Below are 19,951 nucleotides of genomic sequence, written 5' to 3' on the forward strand. Positions count from 1 at the left end.
AAGCACCATATCTAAGATAAGGTGCTCATGATAAGAAATAATATTTTTTTAGTTTACAGCGTCGCTTAACTCAGAGCCTGCTTTAAACTTCACAACGTTTTTAGCTGCAATTTTGATAGTTTTTCCAGTTTGTGGGTTTCTACCTTCTCTAGCTTCTCTTCTAGAAACAGACCAAGAACCAAAACCTACTAAAGAAATACGGTTTCCTTTTTTCAAAGATCCTTCAACATTGCCCAAGAAAGACTCCAATGCTTTTTTGGCTGCTGCCTTAGTGATGCCTGCATCAGCTGCCATTGCATCGATTAATTCTGTTTTGTTCATAATTGAATTAAATTAATTGTTGTTAAAATTATTTTAATGCTGAACAAATTTATACGGATTTGCCACCGACGCAAGTAAAATCAAGGGAAATAGGCGTTTTTGTTGATAACTTAGGCCGTTTGTTAATAACGGTATCGACGAAATGCAATCCTTAGGCATCCTAGTAAACACGGGGGTTTACAAGAATTGGGCATCCGCATGGAATGTGAACCCATTTAATATGTCTTTAATTGCCATTTTCCGTTTCCCTGGTAATTGTATTTCTGTAGGTAAAATGTAGCCACCTTCTACCGCAATTTGTATTCCTTTTTTTGTGCTAATAACACTGCCATTTTCTAAATGATGTGTTTCCAAAATTTTATCGGCCTTGTAGATTTTTACAGTTATTTGTTCGTCTCCATTTTTTAAGTAAGACCAAGAAGCAGGGTAAGGACTTAAACCACGTATTAAATTATAAATAGTGTTAATTGGTGCATTCCAATTAATTTGGCAGGTTTCTCTAAAAATTTTAGGTGCAGCTTTCAGGGTTTTGTTTTCTTCTTGTAATGTGGTATTAACTGCATTGTTCTCAATAGCTTGGACGGTATTTAAAATAAGGTCTGCTCCTAAATGCATAAGTCGATCATGTAGTTCTCCTGCAGTTTCAGTGTCTCCAATAGTCGTTTTTTTTGCAGCAATTATTGCACCAGTATCTATTTTCTCGTCTATAAAGAAGGTCGTAACACCAGATTCTTTTTCTCCATTAATTACAGCCCAGTTAATAGGAGCTGCACCACGATATTGTGGTAAAATAGAGGCGTGCAAATTAAAAGTTCCGTATTCAGGAAGTTGCCATACTTGTTTTGGAAGCATTCTAAAGGCAACGACTACTTGCAAGTTGACTTTTAATTGCTGAAGTTCCTTTAAAAATGTTTCTGATTTTAGATTGGTGGGTTGTAATACCTTAATATTGTTTTCTAAGGCATATGTTTTAACAGCACTCATACTTATTTTTCTACCACGACCTGCTGGCTTGTCTGGAGCAGTGATAACACCAACTACATTGTACTGATTTTTAACTAAAATATCCAAACCCGCTACAGCAAAGTCTGGAGTACCCATAAATACTATTCTAAGATTTCTTTTTTTGCTCATAAACGCCATATCTATTATCTGGCTGTAAAGTTACATATCCATCTTCCAATAGTTGTTGTAGCTCTAGTAGAATTTCGGATTGGGTTGCGTTAAGCTCCCCAACAAGCTCCCGTGAGCTTAAAGCTTGTTTTTTAAGGATGGAATAAATTTGTCTTTTGAGACTAATAACGGTTTTATTTTGCTGCCTGCAAACATCACACGTACCGCATGGGGTTACCTGCTTTTCACCAAAATAATCTAAAACATACAATTGCCTACATATTTTTTGCTGTTCTAGGTAGGCTAGCATCTGCTGTAGTTTGTATGTTTTGGTAGCATTTAGTTGTTTTACTTTTTTAGCGAAAGTATTAATGGTTAAATCATCTTCTCTTGGCACTAAAAACTGAAGGGATAAATCTTCTTGAGCTGCTGTATAGGTTATAATTTGCTCTTGTGCTAATTTTTTGAGGGTATCCATTACTTTTGGTAAAACAGCTTCTGATTTTTTACTTATAAGTTGTGGATTAATTGTGGTTTCGTATTCAAATATACCCCCGTAAGTACGTAGTATACTTTGTACCACATTGGTAAGTGAAGGATGGTTGTCTAACCATTGAAATACACGTTCTTTAGTGCAGATAAACTGTATACTTGTTTTTACCTTATAATTTTGAGAAAGCAATAGGACCGAATTTTGGTCTAGCATTTGTAAACCAGCATATACTTTGCCCGGACGCAATTGGTATTGCTCGCAAAATGCATTTAGGTCTAAACCGTAGGTTTGCCCACTGCCTTCGCCATAAGCAATAAGTAAAAAGGAACATAGCTTGCGAAAAAGGAGTTTTAAAAAATCGACTTCTGGCAGATTGGTTAAAAATTGATTTTTAGTCCTAGAAATGGCATCCTCACTCGTTAAAATATAAGCAGCTGCAGGATTGCCATCTCTGCCTGCTCTTCCTGCTTCTTGAAAATAGTTTTCTAAACTATCAGGTATTTGGTAATGGATAACTAAGCGTACATCTGGCTTGTCCACTCCCATGCCAAAAGCGTTGGTGGCGACCATTACCCTAAAATCATTTTGTAAAAAATGCTGTAATTTCTTTGTTTTATCGCTCTGCGAAAGTCCTCCATGGAAAAATTCGGAAGCAATACCTTGCATTTTTAAGTAATTACTAATCTCTAGAGTGCTTTTTCTTGTACGCGTGTAAACAATTGCACTCCCGGTGGTGATGGTAAGTAAATGTTTTAGTTGAAAAAATTTGTCCTCTGCTTCCAGTACATGAAAAGCAATGTTTTTGCGCGCAAAGGAATCTTTAAAAATAGAAACATTCCTCAATTCTAAATGATTTGTTATGTCATTTACAACTTTAGGTGTTGCCGTTGCGGTCAACGCTATGATTGGCGTAATAGGATGTAGCTGCCGTAACACATTGCATTTTAAATAGGCAGGTCTAAAATCTTGCCCCCATTCTGATATACAGTGTGCCTCGTCCACAGCTATTAAATTAACCTGCATTTGTGCAATACGTTCTTGCACTAAGGATTGTTGTAACCGTTCTGGAGATAGGTATAAGAATTTGTAACCACCATATATACAATTGTCTAAAGTATGGTCTAATTCTTCAAAAGACATACCACCAATCAAAGCAGCACACTTTACACCTTTCTCTTTAAGGTTATTAATCTGGTCCTGAATTAAGGCAATCAAAGGGGATACTACAATACAAATACCTTCTTGCGCCAAAGCAGGTATTTGGTAACAAATAGATTTGCCGCCACCAGTTGGTAATAAAGCTATTACATCTTTTTGAGCTAAGAGGGCTGTTATAATGTTGTCTTGAGAACCTCTAAAATCTTGATGTCCCCAGTGTTGTTGTAAAAGTATTTTGGGATTTTCCTGCACAGCATTAAGTTAATGCATTTAGGACAAAATCTATACGTTTTGGGATAGAAGTTTTAGGAACCAAGATAATGTCATAACCAAAACGTTGGTAAACAGCCATTAGGTGCTCATGTAGTTCTTCGGCTTGCTCAAAAGTTTCCAATCTTTCGTTGTCAGAAACATATATTTCTTTCCATGGGGGTACCATGAAAATAGTATCATAGGTGTGCTTTTCGCAGGTTTTGGTAAAGTCCTCACCATAGGCTTGCTCAAAATAGTCCATGTAGCCCAATACGTCTGGCAAACCTCTATCAAAAAAACTAAGTGGTTCTTTGATGGTATCCGATTTTTGATAATGAGCCAGTCTACCTTCTAATAATTGCCTATTAAAAGCCATAGGGTCATCTACAAAAGTTAAAGGATTTACCGTCATAGCATCCGTGTTGCCCTTACTTTTGGCTTCTGCCGTCATAGTACGTATAATTTCATGATAACATGGATAACCTAGTTTTTCTAGCCCTTCTACTAAAACGGTCTTTCCTGTTCCTGGTGCTCCTGTGATAACAATTTTCTTGTGGTTCACAACAATTTTAATTTTTGACGCAAAGTAATGAATTTGAAACATGGGAAAAAAATTGAAGTATTGCCACTATCTTTGCTTAAAATTAATGTATGGACCAAAAGAAATCAGAAGAGTTTTATAACAGATTGAGGGAGCAACTGTGGGATAATACCTCTTGGCCTAGCAAATATTTATATAAATTTATTGTTCCCTCCAATTCTGACGGAGTGACGCAAATCAATACCATATTTGATAATATGGGAGCAGTAATAGGGTCTAAAACTTCTAGCAAAGGTACCTATACTAGCCTATCTATTACAGTGCAAATGAAAGATCCAGATGCAGTTATTGCTAAGTATAAAGAAGTAGAAGGGGTAAAGGGTGTTATTTCTTTATAAATAGTAGTTACTCCTTATAATTTTCTTATTTTGCAGCTAGTTTAATTACCTCCTTAAAAACTTTCCAGTTTGAATTTAGTAGAAAACTTAGAATATAACACGGAGCGTCCACAACTACATATTCCAGAATACGGACGTCATTTTCAGAAAATGGTTGATCAGGCAGTAGCCATAGAAGACCGTGATGAACGCAACAACGTTGCTAAAGCTATTATTAGTGTTATGGGGAATTTACAACCCCATTTAAGGGATGTCCCTGATTTTCAGCATAAGCTATGGGATCAATTGTTTATTATGTCCGATTTTAAATTGGATGTTGATTCTCCTTTTCCGATTACAAGTAAAGAAGTGTTACAACAGCGACCAGAACCTTTAAGATATCCGCAAAACCATCCAAAATATAGATTTTACGGTAACAATATCAAGAGAATGATAGATGTTGCGATAAAATGGGAAAAGGGAGATATGCGAGATGGGTTGGAATATGCTATTGCCAATCACATGAAAAAATGTTTTTTAACGTGGAACAAAGACACCGTAGAAGATAGAGTGATTTTTGAACACCTTAAAGAATTAAGTAATGGAGAAATAGATCTTGCTCCAGAAGGTGAAAGTCTTACCGATAGCGATCAGTTTTTAAAGAACAACGGTAAATCTAACCAACACCGTAGTAATGGTAGACACAACGGTAAAAAGAACCAAAGAAACAATAGAAATAAAAAACGCAACTAAAAAACCTACACCATTAAATGGGGACATTTAGAATCCAAGGGGGAAAAAAACTAAAAGGTGAAATAACCCCACAAGGCGCAAAGAATGAAGCTTTACAAATTCTTTGTGCTGTACTGTTGACACCAGAAAAAGTTACTATCAACAACATACCAGACATTGTAGATGTTAATAAACTTATCGCCTTACTAGAAGATTTAGGAGTTAAAATTCAAAAGAAAGGTAAAGGCTCTTACACCTTCAAGGCAGATGATGTAAATCTAGACTATCTACAATCAGAACAATTTAAAAAAGATGGTAGAGGACTACGGGGTTCTATTATGTTAGTAGGGCCATTGTTAGGTAGATTTGGTAAAGGATATATACCTAAACCGGGTGGAGATAAGATAGGACGTAGACGTTTAGATACGCATTTTGAGGGTTTCATAAAACTAGGGGCACAGTTTAGATATAATAAAGAAGAACATTTTTACGGGGTTGAAGCGGAAGAGCTGCAAGGTACCTATATGTTATTAGATGAAGCATCTGTAACAGGTACCGCAAACATTGTGATGGCAGCAGTATTAGCAAAAGGCACGACAACCATCTATAACGCAGCATGCGAGCCTTATTTGCAACAATTATGTAAAATGATGGTACGTATGGGAGCTAATATTTCTGGTATTGGTTCTAATTTACTAACTATAGAAGGGGTTGAGTGTCTTGGTGGCACAGAGCATACCATGTTACCAGATATGATAGAAATTGGGAGCTGGGTTGGTTTGGCAGCAATGACACGCAGTGAGTTAACCATTAAAAATGTTAGCTGGGAAAATTTAGGTCAGATTCCAGATGTTTTTAGAAAACTAGGAATTACTATGGAAAGACGTGGAGACGATATCTATATTCCAGAACATAAAGATGGTTATGAGATACAAAACTTTATAGACGGTTCTATCTTAACCATTGCAGATGCACCTTGGCCAGGATTTACACCAGATTTACTTAGTATTATATTGGTGATAGCCACACAAGCGAGAGGAGAAGTGGTTGTGCATCAGAAAATGTTCGAGAGTAGATTGTTTTTCGTAGATAAATTATTAGATATGGGTGCTAAAATTATCCTTTGTGACCCTCACCGTGCCACTGTGATAGGTCACGATTTTAAATCGACCTTAAAAGCAACTACCATGACCTCTCCGGATATCAGAGCTGGTGTATCTTTGCTTATTGCGGCCTTATCTGCAAAAGGAACCTCTACAATCCACAACATTGAACAAATAGACCGAGGTTACGAGAATATAGACGAACGTCTTAGAGCCATAGGAGCGGATATTGTAAGAGTTTAATTTTCTTGAAACAAGATTCGATGCACATTTTTAAAAAATGTAGTAGCGAATTCACTAGGTTTATTAAAGGCAGAAGACTTGCTAAAAATGGCGTCTATCTGCCTTAGTTTTTCATGCTTACTGTCCTCAAATTCATCAAACTCATGAAAAGCCATATCCCAGTTTAAAAATAAAGGGGTCTCTATATGTTGCTCTATTAAAGTAGTAACATTATAATGTCTTTTATCTAGTTTTATACTGTCATACAGCGCTAATAGAGCAGATTCTTCTCCTTCTAATAACTGTATAAACGTTTGGTTGTGGTATAAGAGACAGCCCGTTATATTATGGTTATTATTGAATGCTCTTGCTTTACTTAGCATTACATAAACTTCTGGTAAGGAAAATGATGGTTGCGCTACCGAACGGTAGATTAATGAGTACATATTTATTGGTATGTTAGGTCATCATAAAAATACAGATTTCTTATAAACTTAAACAAAACCTAACAAATTATGGTGCGTTATTTACCTCAATCCAGTAACCATCAGGGTCTTGCAAATAGATTTGTTTTACCCCATCAGAACGTATAGAAATTTTGTTTTTAGTGCCTGACCAATCGTAAAAACTTATTTGTAAGTGTTTTAGGTGTGAAACAAAAGTCTCTAATTGTTGGGTGGTTAAAGATAGGTGAATGCTTTTGTTTTTGGTAAAATTTGCGGCCTCTTTTTGTATTAAATGTAATTGTGCAGCTTCTTTTACCAAAAACCATCTAAACTTAGGATTGTTGTCTGGATGGGAAATTTCTTTTAACTGAAAAACTTCTTTGTAAAAATCTCCAGCCTTTTTTAAATCTTGGACTACAATGGCGTAATGATTAAAGTCGAAATAAAATTGTTTTCGCTCGGTAGTAAATTGCGTTTTTAAAAATGTTTGTTGCCACTTACCATCTTCTAAAATGCCTACAACAAACTCGTATGTATAGTCATCTATATAACGCCAATAATCTGTTACTTGGGTACCACCGTAATCGTAGATGTACACGATATCATTGTTGTATACTTCCACTTTTCCACGGGTAGTATTGCCTTCTACATCAAATTCCCAAAAACGTAAACGGCCCGTTTTGGTATCGTATTTTCTTATACCATGGCTACGTTGCCCATAGTTCTTTTGTTCAGGGTCTAAAAAGTCAGTGGTCTCTGTAATTATCAAATTGCTATCTAGAGCTATTTTAAAAGACATTTCTTGCTTAAAGGTACTTCCATTACCCCATGTTCCTTCTGCTTTCCAGATTTTATTTAAAAGTGGAGTAAAAGCTTTTAGAGGTTTATTTTCTTGTGCACTAAGGGGGAAAAGGCCCGCTAATAGCAGGCCTAGCACATAAATTCTAGTCATATAAAGTTTTAATTTTTGCCTATTGGCGGTGGACCATCTATCATAGCCTCGTATTTTTCTTCTCCTTTTCTTGTTTTATATTCTTCTTTAACTTGATTGACCAATTTAGGATTTTCAAACAAATCTACCATAGTCATAGCCATTGCTTTAGAAGCGTAAACCATTCCCTTATGTCCAATACTCATACCTCCACAAGCTACAACGGCCCAAGAATGCCATGGGGTATCTTTTGGTGCGACGGTAACGCTTAAATTAATGTTGGGTACATTCCAACTTACGTCACCCACATCTGTAGACCCGCCACCAGGCAGTTCTTCGGTTTCTCTTAATGGTTTTATACTACTATCCATGCCAACCTCTGGTTTTCCGGTTGCTTTTTGGATTGCTTTCCCAAATTCAATTTCATCTTCAGTATAGCTTATAGGACCTAAAAGTTCTAGATTTTTTTGCATAATGGCACCCCCAGACCTGTTGACCAGAGTTTCATAAATACCAGATACTAATGATATTTTATAATCTACATTAGCCATGATAGCTGCGCCTTCTGCCATCTTTTTTACTTGTTCATAGGTAGGAAGCATAACTTTACGTTTAGGATCCCGTACCCTGACCCAAATTTTAGAATAGTCCGGTACTACATTAACTACCTGACCGCCATCTTGTATATGGTAATGAATTCTTGAGGTTGGTTTTATATGTTCACGGTAATAATTAATACCAGTAGTATACAATTCTAAAGCATCAGAAGCGCTTCTACCATTCCAAGGGTCAGCAGATGCATGTGCTGCCTGGCCGTAAAACTCAACAATAAAATCAATTAAGGATAAGCCACTTTGTACATCTGCTTCTATGTTAGCGCCTGGGTGCCAGCTAATGTTTACATCCACATCATCCCACAGACCAGCCTCTACCATCCAAACTTTTGCAAAATATTTTTCTTCTGCTGGTGTACCTAAAAATTTTACGGTCCCTTTTAATTTTCCAGCTTCAATTTGTTCTTTAATGGCTATCGCAGCCCCTAAGCTTGCGGCACCGAACATGTTATGCCCGCATCCATGACCGGGAGCACCTTCCACCTTAGGATTCTTAGTTGGAGTAGTATTTTGAGATAGTCCCGGAAGTGCATCAAACTCCCCTAAAATGCTAATTACGGGTTTACCACTGCCATACGTTGCGGTAAATGCAGTAGGAATGTTGGCAACACCTCGTTCCACCATTAGTCCATTTTTTTCTGCATAGCTAGCTAGAAGTTCTGCTGATTTTGATTCTTCAAATGCAGTTTCTGCTAAAGCCCAAATAGAATCACTCAAGGTGATTAGGTGTTCTTTGTGATTTTCCACAGCACTAATTACAGCCTGTTTATTTTTACTCACTTTTTGCGCAGAGGCCATCAACGGCACTGCAAGTAGGAGTAAACCGAGTAGTTTTGGTGTTTTCATTTGCTATCGAGTTCTTTGGTTATCCTCTAAAAGTACCAAAAAATCCGATTTACCCCACGGCTTCTTTATAGACTTTTAAACAGCGTTCTCGTGCTTCTTTATGGTCTACCATTTTATTTGGGTAAGTCATTTCTTGTAAATCTTTGACCCATCGGTTAATGTATTTTTTATCCTTATCAAATTTATCTATTTGGGTCATAGGGTTAAAAATTCTAAAATAGGGTGCAGCATCTACACCGCTACCCGCAGCCCATTGCCAGTTACCTACATTACTAGACATTTCATAATCCAAAAGCTTTTCGGCAAAGTACGCTTCACCCCATCGCCAATCTATGAGCAAGTGTTTACACAAAAAGCTTGCTACCAACATCCGCACCCGGTTGTGCATGTATCCTGTTTCATTCAATTGTCGCATTCCTGCATCTACTAAAGCATATCCTGTTTTGCCTTCTTTCCATTTTGTAAATTCCTCCTCATTATTACGCCATTTAATACGGTCATACTTTGCTCTAAAAGCATTGTTTACGGTTTCAGGAAAATGCCACAAAATTTGCATAAAGAACTCTCGCCAAATTAGCTCGTTCCAGAAGGTTTCATTCTTTTCTTCTGTCGCTTTTTTAACCATTTTCCGTACACTTACCGTTCCAAAACGTAAGTGGGGACCTAACTGTGAAGTCCCTGTCTTTAAAGCTGGGAAATTACGAGTGTCTTCGTATTTCTGAATTAAATGAGGCGTTACTAAATAATCTGGTACTTTAATGGTAGCGGTTTTAAAACCGATATCACTCAAACTTAAATTTGGAAGTCTACTGTGGGCAATAAAGTTTTTAAAATTGTCTTTGGTATCATAGGCCACTAAATGTTTAGAACCGTTGAAGTTTTCCTTCCATTTTTTCATGTAAGGTGTGTATACCACATAAGGGTCGCCATCACCTTTGACAACCTCGCTTTTTTCAAAAATAACTTGGTCTTTATAAGTCTTAAAAGCTATCTGGTGCTCTTCTAATAGTTCTTTAATGTTTTGGTCCCTTTTTTTTGCATAAGGCTCATAATCATGATTCGTAAAAACAGTACCAATAGTATACTCTTTTAATAACTGTTTAAAAACCGTCTTTGGAGTATCGTGGAACATAGCAATACTGCTTTTAACCTTTTCTTGCAGGGTATTCCGCATGTTTTGAAGGGTATCAAAAATAAAGGTTACTCTAGCATCGTCTTTTGGTAATTGTTCTAGAATTTCTTTATCAAAAATAAATATTGGGAGAACAGGATTCTCGTCGTTTAAAGCATGGTAAAGACCTACATTGTCTTCCAGTCTAAGATCCCGTCTAAACCAAAAAATATTAACCTTATCTGCCATCAATTTACATTTAAAGTAGATAAGCCACCATCAATACCCATTACTTGTCCTGTTACCCAGGAGCTTTTATCAGAGATTAAAAATACAGCCAAATCTGCAATGTCTTCAGGTTTACCCACACGGTTCAACGGATGTCTTTTAGACATCATTTCTCTTTTTTTATCATTGTTTAAAAGTCTTGTGGCCAAGGGAGTATCTACTAGTGAAGGCGCAATGGTATTCACTCTGATTTTTGGCGCATATTCTGCCGCTAAAGACTTTGCAAAGCCTTCAATAGCGCCCTTTGCTGCGGCTACACTGGTATGAAACGGCATACCTGTGCCAACCGCTACGGTACTAAAAAAGACCATACTACTGTTTTCTGCCATTCTGGGCATAACGGTTTTTACAATGTTAACCATGGAGAAAAAATTAAGTTCCATGTCCTCTTTAAAAGTTTCTAAGGAAAGCATTTTAAAAGGTTTAAGGTTGATGGAACCTGGACAATAGGCAAATCCATGAATTTCTGATGGCAATTCTTCCTCGTTTAATTGGTCGGTAGTAGCATCAAAAGAAATGTGGTTTACATCTAAATTACCTAAATCCTCTTTAGTTCTAGAGGCTACATATACGGTATGGTTTTCTAATAAGGTTTTGGCCATAGCAAAACCTATACCATGAGAACCACCTATTAATAAAATATTTTTACTCATTTTTTTCTATTTAAAAGTTATGGAATTTTGATATCCTTCTAGATGACCAAACAATTCGTTCAATCGTTTTTCCCGATAATTAAAAATGTTTTGTAGTTGCTTTTTTACGATGATGGGGTGCATCAATCGTCCTAAAATACCGAGCGGAAGTTTATAATCTATGATGTCTTCCATTTCTACGCCACCATCTATTTTTTTTATAAAATGCTTATGGTGCCACAATGCATAAGGACCAAAACGTTGCTCATCTACAAAGTATTCTCCTTCTTTAACATGGGTAATTTCGGTAACCCATTTTGTAGGTATATGAGGAAAAGGATAGACTATATATTGAATGATTTGTCCCTGATACATATCCCTATCTGCGCCCGATAAAATTTTAAAGCCCATATGTTCTGGGGTAATCACCTTTAAGTTTCTAGGGTCAGATAAAAAGCTCCACGCTTTTTCCATACTAATAGGAAAACCTTGTTTTGCGGTTAAACGATAAACCTTCATGCAGATTTTTTTAACAAAAGTAGGGTTAATATTGTTTAACTAAAAATATTAAAAGTTAAACAATTTTGAAAAATCGATGTAATTCATCTTAATAAAAGAGCAGTTCTTCCGATGCCGTTGTAAAAGGCTAGGCAACCATTTGGTTTTCAATTATATTTACCCATATGAGAGGATTACAGCTACTATTTTGTTTAACAGCTTTATGGGCTGGTGCACAAACCAACATCAAAGCAATTGGAGACCTGCCAACGGAACTGCAAGAAACCTCTGGATTGGCTTATTGGGACAAGCAAGTTTTAAGTTGCAATGACTCTGGAAATAGTGCAGAAATATTTGTAATGAATCCTGAAACTTTAGAGATAACTGCACGCAAGACCTTAATGGCAGAGAATATAGACTGGGAGGCTTTGAGTATCGATGGTGAATTTGGATATGTAGGTGATTTTGGTAATAATCTTGGTACAAGAAGAGATTTAAAAGTGTATAAGTTTAGGTTGGCAGCTTTGCAAACGAGCAGCCCAATAGTCACGGAGACCATTGGGTTTAGTTATCCAGAGCAGGTTAACTTTGAAGGGCAGGAGCATAGTGATTTTGATGCAGAAGCAATGATAGCAACAGAAAATTATTTGTACATCTTCACGAAGCAATGGAAATCTATGAATACGGCGGTTTATCGTTTACCCAAAATAGCAGGTTCCTATCAGGCAGAATTTGTGCAAGAAATACCTATAAACGGTTTAGTGACAGATGCTACGTATGTAAAGGATGCTAACACAATTATCTTATTGGGATACACCAGTATACTTACACCTTTTCTTTTGAATGTAGAGTTGGATGAAAGGGGGCAATTTGTTGTACAGCAAGAAAAATTGCAGTTGCCGATAGGGATTGCCCAGACCGAGGGTATTACTAAGAATGCCAATCATACCTATTATGTAAGTTGTGAAAATTATCAAAATCCACCTTTTGTTAGCTCGGCCTCCAGATTATTTTCTTTTACGTTGGATAATGAGACGCTCGAAGAAGAAGATGTACCAGAAGATTTTGATGAAGACTTACCTAAGGGAGATGGGGAAGCTCCAGAAGAACAATTAAAGATTGAGCGTCCTCTGGCCTACCAGCCCATGGGAAATTCGGCTTTAGCTTTTAAAATGCCAGTTAACACATTAATACATGGTCTGTCTATATTTGATACCTCTGGGAGGCAAATTGCTTTTTATCAGAAGCAAGAATTAGAAGAATATACCATAAACACTTCTTTCTTAAAACCTTCCATATATTATGCTCAGTTTTATGCAGAAAATGATAGGTGGGTGATTCCTTTTCTAATTCGATAAAATTCTTTTAAGCTTTTCTTAACTTTTGTCAGATTTGTTAATAGCTAGTTTTGCTAAAAAGTAAAAAACACTACAAATGAAAAAACTAGCACTATTGGGTATGCTTTTAGGTGTAATCTTTTCTGGATTAGCACAAATTGCAACCCCACAACCGAGCCCATTATCTACTATGGAGCAACAAGTAGGTTTAACAGATGTTACGGTAGAATACTCTAGGCCTTCTATGAAAGGCAGAAAAGTATTCGGTAACCTAGTTCCTTACGATAAACTTTGGAGAACTGGAGCAAACAAGAATACTATTGTTACTTTTAGTGATGATGTAACTGTAGGAGGAAAGGCAATAAAAGCTGGTTCCTACGCTTTATTTACAAAACCAGGTGAGGCTGTTTGGGAAGTTATTTTTTATGCGGATACCAATAACTGGGGTACTCCACAAAATTGGGATGCATCTAAAGTGGCAGCTTCTGTAAAAGCAGAGGTTTATCCAGTAGAAATGCCGATTGAAACATTTACCATGACTATAGACGACATTCATAATAACGGAGCAATGTTGGGTATTTTATGGGAAAACGTATATGTAGGCGTGAAGTTTGATGTTCCTACACAAGAAAAAGCTATGAAGAGCATTGAAGCAGTGATGGCCGGCCCTAGTGGTAACGATTATTATGCAGCAGCTTCTTATTATTTGGAAGAAGGTAAGGATTTAAATAAGGCAAAAGATTGGATAGAAAAAGCAGTAGCAGCAAATCCACAAGCATTTTGGATGATGCGTAAGCAATCGCTAATCTATGCTAAATTAGGAGATACTAAAGCTGCAATTGCGGCAGCTAAAAATTCTCTAGCGGTTGCAGAAAAGGCTGGCAACGCGGATTACGTAAAAATGAATCAAGATTCTTTAAAAGAATGGGGCGCTAAGTAAGCAAACTATATTTTAAAAATAAAAAGCCCGGTATTTCCGGGTTTTTTTATGTTTCTACAGTATTACTTTTTAAAGTTCTATCTAGGATTTCTAAAGATAAGGCGAAAAGCATAACTAAAGCGCACCCAAAGGCATTTAACCATAAATAAGACATCCAATCTTGGTACCATCCAATGATGACAATTATCTGTGTCACTATAGCGGCTATAAAAACAGCATTGCCTTTTACAAATTTTACAAAGAAGGCCAAAAGAAATATACCTAGTACATTACCGTAAAAGATAGAACCAATGATATTGACAAGCTGTATCAAATTATCGAACAAATTGGCAATGTTGGCTACAACAATAGCAAGCATTCCCCAAATAAAAGTGAAGATTTTGGTCATTCTTATCTCTTCTGTCTGAGAAAGGTTTCTGCCAATATTTCTTTTGTATAAATCCAGCGCTGTAATGGTCCCCAAAGCATTAAGCTCTGACGCTGTAGAACTCATAGCGGCAGATAATATAACAGCTAATAGCAAGCCAATTAATCCCCTAGGTAAATTGGTTAGTATAAAATGGATAAACACATAGTCTTTATCATTAGTTTCTACCTGTGGAGCACCTTCTGCAATAAGCACTTTAGCGGCTTCTCTGTTTCTTTTATCTAGAGTATTAGCTTCTTTTAAGTTTAGTTTTGCTTGTTCTATGGCATTGTAGTCCTTTAATTTTAAGGCCGTTACAAAGTCGTTTTGTGCCATGCGTTTTTCCTTTTCTGCACTGAGATGTCCTTTTTCTAATTGGCGGTAATCTTCTGCCATATTTGAAGCTTTTATAGCCTCCTGAGCGGCAGGATTAAAATTTAAGGGCGATGGATTGTATTGGTAAAATACAAATACCATGACGCCTACCAAAAGGATAAAAAATTGCATGGGGATTTTTAGAATGGCATTAAAGATTAATCCCAACTGACTTTCCCGGACGCTTTTACCAGATAGATAGCGCTGCACTTGACTTTGGTCTGTGCCAAAATAAGCTAACATTAAAAAAAAACCACCTGTTATACCACTCCAGAAAGTATAGCGGTTCTGTGTGTCAAAATCAAAATTTAAAATTTCTAGCTTTTCGTTGGCTCCTGCTATTTTTAAGGCTTCACCAAAAGATACATCGGTAGGCAGGCTCCCTAGAATAAAGAAAAAGGCAAAAAACATACCCACCATAATAACAAACATTTGTTGTTTTTGGGTAATATTTACAGCTTTAGTACCCCCTGTTACGGTATAGATAATTACCAGAATACCAATAATAATATTTAAGGTACTCAAGTCCCAACCTAATACAGCAGATAGGATGATGGAGGGTGCAAAGATGGTTATACCTGCTGCCAGTCCACGTTGAATAAGAAATAAAATGGCAGTAAGTGTTCTCGTTTTTAAATCGAAACGACTTTCTAACATTTCATAAGCGGTGTATACTTTAAGTTTATGGTATAATGGAATAAATACCATACATATTACAATCATGGCGAGTGGTAATCCAAAGTAAAATTGAACAAAGCCCATACCATCATGGAAAGCTTGCCCTGGTGTAGATAAAAAAGTAATAGCACTGGCTTGTGTAGCCATCACAGACAAACCTATAGTCCACCATTTAGTATCACTGCCTCCGCGGACATAATCTTCAACGTTGGCACTGCCTTTTGTTTTGTAAACACCGTAAGCTACAATAAAGAACAATGTACTCGCTAGTACTACCCAGTCTATTGTACCCATATCTAATTATTGGCGTTCATAATGTAAATGAAAAGTAGAATGTAGAAAATATTAAAAGCCAACACTATACTGTATTCTTTTTTCCACACGTATGTTGTGCCTTTAATTTCCTTTTCTTCCATTATCGTTAGCATTATCAGATTTGCCTAAAGATAGCATATTTGCAAACAATTTATAAGCTCCAGGAACACCTGCTGGCAGTTCTCTGAAAAAGCTTAAACCAGTATATATGTAGTGACCTTTACCATAGGGTGCTACTAAGAGACTCCCTTTAGTAGCTTCTTCTCCTTGGTCTGCCATAGATAGGATAGGCGTAAATTCTTTGCTCCACTGATTGGGAAAATACAATCCCCTTTCTTGTATCCAACCGTCAAAATCTGTAGCCTCTATTTTGTTTGGCTTGTTCAAGATGGGGTGATTCTTAGCTAACAATTCAACTTTAGCATATTCATCAGTAACGCGGTCTCTAGAAATGGTAAGGGGGTAGGGAGCTATATTTTCAAATTGAGATTTCCAACGATTAGCCGTGTTGTATTGCACAATCATAGTACCACCATTTTTTACATAATCTAATAAAAGATTTTGTTTGTATTCTAAGGCATCTAAAACATTATAAGCTCGTATCCCTAATACAACACCATCCAAGTGCTGTAGATGCTCTGGTTGTAAGGTTTCTACGGTCAAAAACGTTACGTTATATCCAATTTGGCTTAGACTCTCTGGAACTTTATCACCTGCACCTACAATATAGCCGATATTCTCACCTGCTTTTTTAATGTTTAAACGAGCCACTTTAGCCTCCGACGGGAGTAATACAGATTGTTTTGGAATATGGTCATATTCAATCTCTACTAACGATAGATTATACTTTTGCCCATTTATACTTGCGATAGGTTGTATACTGCCTTCTGAAGTATTGATAGGTGGTGTTACTAGAAAGTTTAGTGTTTGTACTTCTCCTTTTTTAGATAAACTAAATGATTGTTCTCCATTGACCATCCATCCTTGTGGTACTTTCAACGACAGGTTGCCACTAACATTATCTTTACCGGCACGCACGTTAACAGCAACGTTTTTTGCATCGGTTGTTGCAAATAATATAACGTCTTCTGCAACGCTAGTGGTTACAGGAGGCAAGATAACAAATGGACTGTATAATTCTCCTTTTTCTGGTTTGTTAAAATGATGGACGACATCTCTGGTAACCGTTAATTCTTTTCCCTCAATGGAAAAATTAAATGTTGCTTGGTATGCCGCAGGAGTTTCTGGCAATCCAATAAGAGTTGGACTGGATACCTTGTACATTCCAAGTTCTCCTTTTTCTAAAAGCCAATACGGTGAAGTGTAATCGGTATTGTTGGGTATGGAAAATTTTATATCAAAGGTTTCCTTTTGATTGTCTTCTAAAACTTTGTTAACCTTTTTATTTGCTGCATTGTTGTTTAAGCTAACTGAATTCAATCTTATGTTTGTATTAGAACGGTTCACTGCTTCAATTTCTACAGTGATGTCCTCACCTGGACTTGCTGCGCCCATGGCTGTATCAGCCTCTATGTACAATCCTGCCGCTGCCAGTATAATATTTTCTAATAGAGGTAATTTTTTAGCTTTCCAAAATTCGTCTTTACTATTTTTAAGTAAATAATAGGCTGCCAATAAATCTGGTAAATGGATGCTGGGGTCTTTAAAATTGAAATCTTTTTCTACTTTGTTTAAAAGAACACCAATGGCTTCGCCATCTGCTAGTCTGGACCATGTAGTGTTAATACCTTCAAAAATATCGGTTTGCGAATTGGGTTTATCTCCCTTTAAAAATTCAACATAATCCGTTTCACTGCCACGAGTTCCCATTTGTCCAAATCCTTGGCACAAGTGTTGGCTACGCGCTAGAGAAGCAATCTCATTGTTACTCATTCCTAACTCTGGATAAAACACGCCAATATCCATAGAAATGAGGTTAGACTTGTCTGCAGCTTCAAAATTTTCTCTGCTGCCATAAAACCACCACGAAGTGTTAAAAAACAATCTTTTGGGTTGCCATGTAGAGACGGTCTGTAGTTGGTTAGGATAGTTTTGGGCATCTCCTGCTAAGTCAAAAGCTTCAAAGCTCAACATTGCAGAAGCGGTATGATGACCGTGTGTAGAACCCGGTGTTCTGTGGTCAAAACGATTTATGATAACATCTGGGCGTAATTGTCTTATCGCCAAAACAACATCAGATAGCACTTCTTTTTTATCCCAGATGGTCAGAGTTTCATCTGGATGTTTGCTGAAACCAAAATCAACCGCTCTAGAAAAACGTTGATGCCCACCGTCAATTGCTCTAGCGGCCAGTAACTCTTGGGTACGTAGAACCCCTAATAATTCTTTAAGTTCGGGTCCTATTAGATTTTGTCCGCCATCCCCTCTGGTTAGGGAAAGGTAGGTAGTGTTGGCTTTAACTTCATTTGCCAAATAGGCAATCATACGAGTATTTTCATCATCTGGATGTGCGGCTACATAGAGTACGTTGCCTAAAAAATTTAACCGTTGTAATTCGGTATAAATTTCAGAAGAGGTTAGTTTGCTAGGTTGCTGCGCTTGTAGTGAAGAAACTACAATAAAACAGAGGCATAAAAACGCTTTAAACTGCTGCATTATGGTTTTAGGTTTGGAATTTATCAAATATAAAAACTGTTAAAATTAAGGCTGGTCTATTTTAGGTTACTTTAACACCTATAAATGCTGCTCTAAATCTTGATCTGTGGCTACTTGCTTCTGTACTAAGAGTACGCCTTTTTGTAGAATTAGGTTGTTGGGGTAAGTCAATAGCTCTCCCGTATCTTCTTTTATTAGAATTAGGTTGAAGGCTTGTATATCTAAAATAACAGCCTCCTCTGGAAAATCTTTGTCTTGTATACGTATTCTATCTCCAATTTTATAGGGAAAATAAAAAAACAAGATTATACCAGCCGTTACGTTGCTTAGAATAGACCAGTTAGCAAATAGAGCAACACCTAATACAGCAAAAGCGGAAGAAATAACAATACCTACTTCTTTAAAATTTACGCCCCAAATTAGAATTAGCGCCACTGCTAGGACAATAAACAGGCCGAAGCTCACATAGCGAATTACCAAGCGTGTACGCATCTGGTTGATATCACTAATCTTACCAATTCTACGTACTGTTTTTATAGATAAAAATCGTAGAAATATAAAAATTATTAGGGCGATAAAAGTACCCCAAAGTTCATTATTATATTGTGTAAAAAGGTGTTCTAGAGTAATCATAAACCTAAACTATCTCTTAGAATAACATCCTTATTGCTATTCTGGCGCCAATAGGGTGTTTTTAATTGCTTCAACTTTTTGGCTTTACTAGTAATTTTGTTGGCGTTAGTACCGTAACCACTTACAAAGGTTTCTTCCCAGCCTACTATTTCATGTGGAAAAGCTGTGTTGAATTGTATTTTTAATTCACGCTCCTTATTTTGATAAGACAAAGTATAAGTACTTACACCTTCTTCTTTGCTTAAACTAGCATCAGCCATCAGAGCTTTCACTTCCTTATGTTTCAATCTAAAATATTCTAATGAGGGTAAAATTTCTATAGTTCCTACTGGCAGTGTTTCAGGATTTATGCGAATAATGTTCCAAATTTCATTTTCTAAATGTGTTTTGGGTAACTTTATTTCTTGGTCTGCTTCGCTCTCAAAATAACTGTGGCTCACCACTTCAAATTTATCTCGATTATTGAGCTGTGCATAAACTTGACCGCACCATTCTTGCGCAGAGAAACTCGTTTTTAAAGCGTGCTGGTTGTTATACACTGGGTAAAAAGTACTTGCCATGATACTATAAGGGTATATACCAGTAAGATAGTTTTTTGTGGTATTTAGTTTTAACACTGGGATATTATCTGCATTGTTCCCATCTGCTTTTACTTGCTTATTTGGTAAAAAAGGTTCCGTAACATAGATAAGTACAGCACTACCTTTTCTTAGTTCACCGTAACGGGCTTGTTCTAATACGTAACTGGTTATTTCTGCATTACCAGCATACCAATAATTTTTAAATTCTTGAGATAAAGGCTGTTTTGTTTTTTCTAGCGTTGTATCCACCTTCTCTGCTGAAGCGAGTGCAAATGGTTCTTTATCTTCTTGTTCCTTAAGTGATTGTTTACACCCAATAAGTAATACAGATAACAGCGTACTAAATGCGTAAAAAACAGTTTTCATAGCCAAAAATTTTCACAAAAGTAAGC

General features: G+C 36.7%; 19 protein-coding genes. 5 read left to right on the top strand and 14 right to left on the bottom strand.

Going from position 1 to position 19,951, the window contains the following annotated elements; translation table 11 throughout:
* Positions 1-48: 48 nt before the first annotated feature.
* From HCO57_RS02430 to HCO57_RS02445, 4 genes are all read right to left on the bottom strand, one after another.
* Positions 49-321, bottom strand: coding sequence for an HU family DNA-binding protein (locus tag HCO57_RS02430; protein WP_136950087.1), 273 nt, complete (start codon positions 319-321; stop codon positions 49-51).
* Positions 322-498: 177 nt separating this feature from the next.
* Complete coding sequence (gene fmt / locus HCO57_RS02435) at positions 499-1,455, bottom strand: methionyl-tRNA formyltransferase (RefSeq protein ID WP_167987690.1); 957 nt, start codon at positions 1,453-1,455, stop codon at positions 499-501.
* On the bottom strand, positions 1,433-3,337 hold the full coding sequence (locus tag HCO57_RS02440) for an ATP-dependent DNA helicase RecQ (RefSeq protein ID WP_167987691.1): 1,905 nt from the start codon (positions 3,335-3,337) through the stop codon (positions 1,433-1,435). Before HCO57_RS02440 ends, fmt begins: the two co-directional genes overlap by 23 nt.
* A gap of 4 nt (positions 3,338-3,341) precedes the next feature.
* Complete coding sequence (locus HCO57_RS02445) at positions 3,342-3,899, bottom strand: ATP-binding protein (RefSeq protein WP_317171098.1); 558 nt, start codon at positions 3,897-3,899, stop codon at positions 3,342-3,344.
* A gap of 89 nt (positions 3,900-3,988) precedes the next feature.
* Between HCO57_RS02445 and HCO57_RS02450 the strand changes: the two genes are divergently transcribed.
* The 3 genes from HCO57_RS02450 (at position 3,989) to murA (ending at position 6,333) form a co-directional block, all read left to right on the top strand.
* Positions 3,989-4,276, top strand: coding sequence for a DUF493 family protein (locus HCO57_RS02450; protein ID WP_136950083.1), 288 nt, complete (start codon positions 3,989-3,991; stop codon positions 4,274-4,276).
* Positions 4,277-4,345: 69 nt separating this feature from the next.
* Positions 4,346-5,008: a DUF4290 domain-containing protein gene (locus HCO57_RS02455; RefSeq protein WP_136950082.1), complete on the top strand. Its 663-nt coding sequence runs from the start codon at positions 4,346-4,348 to the stop codon at positions 5,006-5,008.
* A 17-nt stretch (positions 5,009-5,025) separates the two neighbouring features.
* The gene (gene murA / locus HCO57_RS02460) at positions 5,026-6,333 is read left to right on the top strand and encodes a UDP-N-acetylglucosamine 1-carboxyvinyltransferase (protein WP_136950081.1); all 1,308 of its coding nucleotides are present in this window, start codon (positions 5,026-5,028) and stop codon (positions 6,331-6,333) included.
* Here the strand turns inward: murA and HCO57_RS02465 are convergent.
* The 6 genes from HCO57_RS02465 to HCO57_RS02490 form a co-directional block, all read right to left on the bottom strand.
* Positions 6,330-6,758, bottom strand: a complete 429-nt coding sequence (locus tag HCO57_RS02465) for a BLUF domain-containing protein (protein WP_167987693.1) — start codon at positions 6,756-6,758, stop codon at positions 6,330-6,332. The genes murA and HCO57_RS02465 overlap by 4 nt on opposite strands.
* A gap of 67 nt (positions 6,759-6,825) precedes the next feature.
* On the bottom strand, positions 6,826-7,710 hold the full coding sequence (locus tag HCO57_RS02470; RefSeq protein WP_167987694.1) for a VOC family protein: 885 nt from the start codon (positions 7,708-7,710) through the stop codon (positions 6,826-6,828).
* An 8-nt stretch (positions 7,711-7,718) separates the two neighbouring features.
* Positions 7,719-9,149 (bottom strand): amidohydrolase, encoded by a 1,431-nt coding sequence (locus HCO57_RS02475; protein ID WP_167987695.1) that lies wholly within the window; start codon positions 9,147-9,149, stop codon positions 7,719-7,721.
* Positions 9,150-9,198: 49 nt separating this feature from the next.
* Positions 9,199-10,509, bottom strand: a complete 1,311-nt coding sequence (locus HCO57_RS02480) for a cryptochrome/photolyase family protein (RefSeq protein WP_167987696.1) — start codon at positions 10,507-10,509, stop codon at positions 9,199-9,201.
* Positions 10,509-11,201: an SDR family NAD(P)-dependent oxidoreductase gene (locus HCO57_RS02485; protein WP_167987697.1), complete on the bottom strand. Its 693-nt coding sequence runs from the start codon at positions 11,199-11,201 to the stop codon at positions 10,509-10,511. Before HCO57_RS02485 ends, HCO57_RS02480 begins: the two co-directional genes overlap by 1 nt.
* Positions 11,202-11,207: 6 nt before the next feature.
* Positions 11,208-11,699 (bottom strand): SRPBCC family protein, encoded by a 492-nt coding sequence (locus HCO57_RS02490; RefSeq protein ID WP_167987698.1) that lies wholly within the window; start codon positions 11,697-11,699, stop codon positions 11,208-11,210.
* A 164-nt stretch (positions 11,700-11,863) separates the two neighbouring features.
* Between HCO57_RS02490 and HCO57_RS02495 the strand changes: the two genes are divergently transcribed.
* Both HCO57_RS02495 and HCO57_RS02500 read left to right on the top strand, forming a co-directional pair.
* Positions 11,864-13,036: a hypothetical protein gene (locus HCO57_RS02495; protein WP_167987699.1), complete on the top strand. Its 1,173-nt coding sequence runs from the start codon at positions 11,864-11,866 to the stop codon at positions 13,034-13,036.
* Positions 13,037-13,112: 76 nt separating this feature from the next.
* A complete protein-coding gene (locus tag HCO57_RS02500; RefSeq protein ID WP_136950074.1) occupies positions 13,113-13,955 on the top strand; it encodes a DUF2911 domain-containing protein in 843 nt (280 codons plus the stop codon).
* A 46-nt stretch (positions 13,956-14,001) separates the two neighbouring features.
* Here HCO57_RS02500 and HCO57_RS02505 read toward each other — a convergent pair whose 3' ends face one another.
* The 4 genes from HCO57_RS02505 to HCO57_RS02520 all read right to left on the bottom strand — a co-directional run bounded on the left by HCO57_RS02505 (position 14,002) and on the right by HCO57_RS02520 (position 19,925).
* Positions 14,002-15,708 (bottom strand): sodium:solute symporter, encoded by a 1,707-nt coding sequence (locus HCO57_RS02505; RefSeq protein ID WP_167987700.1) that lies wholly within the window; start codon positions 15,706-15,708, stop codon positions 14,002-14,004.
* A gap of 102 nt (positions 15,709-15,810) precedes the next feature.
* Positions 15,811-18,345 (bottom strand): PIG-L family deacetylase, encoded by a 2,535-nt coding sequence (locus HCO57_RS02510; protein ID WP_167987701.1) that lies wholly within the window; start codon positions 18,343-18,345, stop codon positions 15,811-15,813.
* Between the two features lie 78 nt (positions 18,346-18,423).
* Entirely contained in the window at positions 18,424-18,978 is a 555-nt protein-coding gene (locus tag HCO57_RS02515) for a mechanosensitive ion channel domain-containing protein (protein WP_167987702.1), read from the bottom strand.
* Entirely contained in the window at positions 18,975-19,925 is a 951-nt protein-coding gene (locus tag HCO57_RS02520; RefSeq protein WP_209065960.1) for a septum formation inhibitor Maf, read from the bottom strand. Before HCO57_RS02520 ends, HCO57_RS02515 begins: the two co-directional genes overlap by 4 nt.
* Positions 19,926-19,951 lie beyond the last annotated feature (26 nt).

Origin of the sequence: Croceivirga sp. JEA036 (assembly GCF_011882165.1) — a bacterium.
Classification (GTDB): Bacteria; Bacteroidota; Bacteroidia; order Flavobacteriales; family Flavobacteriaceae; genus Croceivirga.